The organism is Endozoicomonas sp. SESOKO3 (assembly GCF_024606255.1).
In genome coordinates this window covers 1-5,449 of sequence record NZ_JAHHPR010000379.1, presented here as the reverse complement: position 1 = coordinate 5,449, position 5,449 = coordinate 1, and the positions used below count along the sequence as shown (strand labels likewise).

Genomic DNA, 5,449 nt, shown 5'->3' with positions numbered 1-5,449 from the left:
CAGTCATTCTGCTGAAAACCGGCTCTCTGCTGTTTGCCAGACAATACAACGCCAAACCTCGTATGTATCGCAGAATTTTCCATCTGGTTCCGGAAATAGTGAAATCCATGGGTTCCAGACAAGGGTTTCAGGTACCGCTGGTACACAGGATCACACCAGAAAAAGTGAAAACTCTGGCCTCTGCCACAGTCGGCCTGGTGCTGGGTCCGGTAGCCACTGTAGGAGCATACGCCCACGGTCTTATATCTGGATTTACCTATGCTCAAACCTTCGGATTCGCTTTGGCGTCGAGTCTCACTTTCGACTTCTTCATGAACGACAACAAGATGCTCACTCAATGGCTGGGCGGACCTCTGGGCCGCAGTCTTGACAAAATTAATCGCTGGCGGGGCGTGGGCGAAACGGAAGCGGACTATCTGAAACGAACTGCCATTGCCACGCCCCAACGCTTCAATGAAACGGATGAAGAGTATGTCAGCCGAGTTAAAGCAAACAACGTGATGTATGGCTGGACACGAAACGAGAATTATCTTCAGTTCCGTGAACGACGTGATCGAACCATGAAGATGTTTGAGAATGGCTGGGAGAAATATTTCAAGGACAATGTGCCTAAATGGTCATTCTCCCATGCAGAAAGCACTCCGTACTCCTACACTCCGGGTGCCTTCTATGATTGGCAACAGGGCGATGATCAGAATGTTCATGGTCATTAAAAGAAATACCCCACAATCAAGATTTCTACCTGCAGCCATGACCCGCTGACAGCCGCGAGCGATTGGAAACCCTCTTCCTCACCCGATGTGGCCATCGCTTTTCGCGGTAATAGAAGTACCCGGCTCTGAGGTAGTAAAATGACATATACTCGCCCCAATGCATTAAGCATTGCAGTGACCATTGCCATTAGCTCTTCCATTATTACTACACAGGCACTGGCCGCGCGAAGGCTACAGACACATTCTGTTGATTTTTCGGGCAGTGGACAAGCGATTATTACCCAGAATGAGGTTCTGCTTAAGTCAACTTTCGGTGATGCCCGTCAGCCAATACCCAAATCTACCACCACCTACCCTGTTCAGACTCAAGCCAGAGTGGGTAATGATGTTCCTTCCGCAGGCTTCACAGACGTTCTTTCTGGTATTGAGGGTGGTGTTTCCACTGTTAACCTGTTTGAAACAGACGAGCATGACATTGCTGAGAAATACACCAAAGTCCTGAAGGTCGGTGCTGAGGAGGTATTCAGGTTCACGCATTGCCTGAAAGACAAAAAACTGCTCATTGAAGTCAGAAGCGGGATGACCGACCCTGATTCAGTGGCAGCAGTTCGTGCTCAATTAGGTGACGACCTGCAATTAGAACCTTTAACGGGAGTCGCCAGCCCCATACAACTAGTCGGGGTGCTCAAAGGTGCGAATCAAAGAGGAGGAAGCCTTCGTTCAACTGATCACTATGACGTCCTTGCCACTATTAGGGTAAAGGAAGTTGAAGTGAACGGGCGCACCTTCATGCGTCTTATCGCTGCCAGCGATCAGCCTCCTGAACTGCAGCGTCTGGGTCAGTCGCTCTTTGTCAATGATGAGGTGCTTTTCGCAGCGGCCACCTCTGCCTATACCCAGGTCCATATTCTGGGGGAAAATTTACAACAGGAAGCTCTGGATGATCTGTTGTCGTACCAGAAACCCGTCGGATATGTTGTACACGTCGAGGACAACACACAGGTTTATCCAGTTCCTGAGGGTTATCCGAAACTGGAAGTAACTGAGGCTCCGGGAGAGATTATTGTTTTCCACGGTCAGAAACACAATCCGACCGATGTCGCTTTTGTGGAGAGCCTCCAAAGGCACTGGGAAGAATTTGACGCTAATGATAATGACTACACTACAAAGATTAAAAGAAACAAGGTCAAAAGCTACCAATACATCATTCGAAGCAGGCAGATGGCTCTGCTGGAGGAGTTTTCTGCCAAATTGGCTGTACAGCACGATGCTGAACTTAACGTATTTAAACTGTCGACGCTGACATACTATGAATCTCTTCGGCAGGCATTGGCCGTTGCTGCTCAGGATGAAACCGACGAATTTGAATTCTCAACCACAAAACACATCCGGGTCACTTCATCTGTTATTACGCCAATCTGGATGCAGGTTCAACTGGAAAAACACTTCAGCTTCAAACCCGTGCTCAGAGAACTCCTGACTAACCCATATTTTGTTCAGAATGTTCGCAAAGATGTAGAGTCGGTCGCGGAACTGATGCAGAGCTTTGCTTTTGACGAAGGCGCAAAGTTTGCTCACAAAGTCATTGGTGACATGACCACTCAGCTGCATGAGATGGAAATTGAGCTGGATGAGCTACAGGAAAGAGAAGGCAGATTCACCGGGCTAAGCAAACGGCTACAGCGAGCCATTGGCAGTTATGAGGAAAAACTGAGAGTCCAACCACTCAAGCTGGAAATTGACGATGAGCTTATAAAGCTTCGCAACCTTGAATTGGCCACACAGCTTGGTATGGACGACTGGGATGATACTCTGCCACTGGTAAAACAAGCCGAACTGATCAGTATAAAAATTCATGAAATCAACCTGGCGATTGCCGCAACAGGCCAGTTTGATCATAAAGCTGTAAAAGCAAAACTGGCAGGCATTGAAGGCCAGCTCGGTATTTCCCCGGTCGATGAAAACGATCTGGATGCCCGCTTTCAATCGATTCAACAGCAAATACAGCATATTCAACACAAGACAAAACAGGCCGACGAGGAGACCCTGCGCAGACTGACTACTATTGAAGGTCAGCTCGCTCTGAGACCGAACAACGAAGCTGACCTCGAAGCCCGTCACCAGGCCATTCTACAGCACCTTAAGCAAAGGGATGCCCTTTTCTTTCAACTGTATCTTCAACAACAGAGCACCAGAAAAGATGCTGGAAAAGAAGCTGAAATCAAAGCCCGCTATGCAACCATTGCTACACATTTGAAGATTCCGAATTTTGATAGCAACGCAGATATTGAGGTTCAACAAGAAAGCATCCTTGCATCACTTGCCGGAATGAATCTCAGAGAGGAAGTTATGCGTCAAAAACTTTATGAAATGAACAATCAACGCAATAGGGAGGATTCTTACACAAGGATCAGAAAAGTTGCTCTGGCAGCAGTTCTTGGTATTGAGCTGAGTGATGTTGAAACCAGACTGAAAGACCGCGACACCCTGGAATCAACAGTCTATTTCAAGCTTTTTAAACTTAAAGAGCTGGAAGAAGAACTAAAAGACATCGGAACACCAGGTCACCCCAAAGCCAAGCCCGAAGTCGTTGGGAAACTGACTGCTGTGGAAAATTCCCTGAAGATGCATTACGCCAATAGTGAGAACGATGTGTATTACCGTCGTCACACCATTTCTAAAAAAATTCAGGCATATATCACAGCAAGCAGGCAGCGGGTAGAGGGAGATGCGCAGGTGGTACTGAAAACCGTAGAGGAAATACTCGGGATCAATGTCAATGAAGGTGATGACAAAGCAACAAGACTTGACAGGATTCGTACAAAACTCGAAAACAATGATTTATCAGACTCCATGCTGGATGCGATAGTACAAACTTTCTGGAAAGAAGACATTACACATGCGAGCCAACAGAGGGCAACAAAATACGAGAATCTTAAAAGGCATCTTACGTTTTATGTCGAAGATGCGAATGAGCGAGCCATTAGACAACAGATAAAGCTGTTTAAAGAGATAGAGGCCAAACTGCATATCTGCTTCACTGTAAGCAATGCGGCTAAAGAAAGAGGCAGGACTTTCCTTGCTAAACTGGCCAATGATCTGGGGATAATATTAGAAGACGATATTCACCTTTCTGACAACAAGTATGCTATTAGCAACGAAATTTCGGCATTAATGGAAGAAGTAGGCGAAGTCTATGGCGATAAAGATGTCAAAAGAGTCAGAAATAATGAAATTGCTCATCAAATCAACATTGAGAATTATAAAGATGACGCCACTATAGAAGACCAAAACATTCTAATAAACAAAAAACTCCAACAGCTGTCTGAAGAAGTTTTCAAAGCAGGTGTTGCTGACGTCAATGAGCATATCGCAGCCATTGAAAATGAGCTTGACAGACAAATAGCTCGCCTCGGACCCAAACCCCGATACGTTCTTGATCGTGAGGTAGCGACTGCATGGCGAGCAATAGAAGACGCTGAAAGTGAGCTGGAGACGGCTAATCAAAAACTGGATGCTATCCTTGTCAAACAATATTTATATGCCGGAACCCGTGCTGTCCAGAAAAGTATCTCGGATGAAGGTGACAGAGCTCTCAATCAAGCAATGAAAGAACTTCAGATCAAGTTCGATCTGGCTGCAGGTGACGAGCAACCCCTTCAGGAGCGAGTAAAGGACATTACACATTTCCTGCCAGAACGAGTGGAGGACATCAGACATTCTCCGCAAGGGGACAGTAGAGAAAGTCGAGATAAAATTGTTCAGAAACTGAGAGCCAAAACAGATGCTGTTGTTCAGGAAGCTTACAATGAAAACAATGAAGTATTGTCTGAATTGACTTTAACCAGAGAAAAGCACTCTCAGGTCACAGAATTCCTGCGTGAGCAGGACAGGAAAAGTATGGAAGTGACCCATACACGGCATGAAGAGAAGAATGCACGAGAGAATCCGGATCGCAAGAAACAGGAGATTGAAGATCCCGGTAACATTGATGAGCAGGCTAAAACCGCACATAACAAAGAAATCAAACAGTTACAACCGGGCAGTAGTAATGTTATTAGCAACAAGATCCGGCAACTGATTCATAAAAGGGCCCGTCTGGAAAGTGAAATTGAAGTCAGGAAAGCAGACATTGAGAGAATGAAGGATGTCCTGAAGGCTGCCAGGGAAGCCGTCAAAAATGACGACGGTCCCTTCCAGTACACACCGAGGCAGGCAGAAGTTCGGGCTGCGATGGCCGCCTTCATTCAGCAGCACCCTCTCAAACAACAAGCCCTCGGAGTCGCATTGGGCCTGACAGATGCGGCGAGAGAAAGTGGTAAGGCAACGCCATTGCTTGCGACTTTCGATTTTGACGATGAATTTGCACCGATTCGCTTGCAGGCAATGGTCGGAAACAAACTGACTTTTAAACAGGCCAGTCGAATTGTAGAGGTATTCAAGAGCCTGAAAACGACTTTGCCGGAATCCCGGCTCGAGCCTTTAGCAGATCAACCCCGGAATGCCCTCATAGAACTCGAGACTCTGACGCTCTGGGCAATGTATGAGATGGAAACAGGGGCACAAGAATACGACGACGAAATTCGCGGTTTAGGCAAAGCGGCCATCAGCTTCGTTGAACATGAACCAGAGAACCTGAAAAGCTTCTCGGAATATTTTGCTACCCATTCTGCCAGTGGTAACAGGATCATCGCTCTGCTGCGTGAAGGTCTGATCAGCAAGATTGAACTTGAGCA

The 5,449-nt window shown here is 46.7% G+C and carries 2 protein-coding genes; both read left to right on the top strand.

Annotated features, from left to right (window positions below):
- The coding region (locus tag KDK18_RS06640; protein WP_257254087.1) for a hypothetical protein at positions 1-713 on the top strand (713 nt) is incomplete at its 5' end.
- Positions 714-851: 138 nt separating this feature from the next.
- Positions 852-5,449: hypothetical protein (locus tag KDK18_RS06635; RefSeq protein ID WP_257254086.1), on the top strand; the 4,598-nt coding region annotated here is incomplete at its 3' end.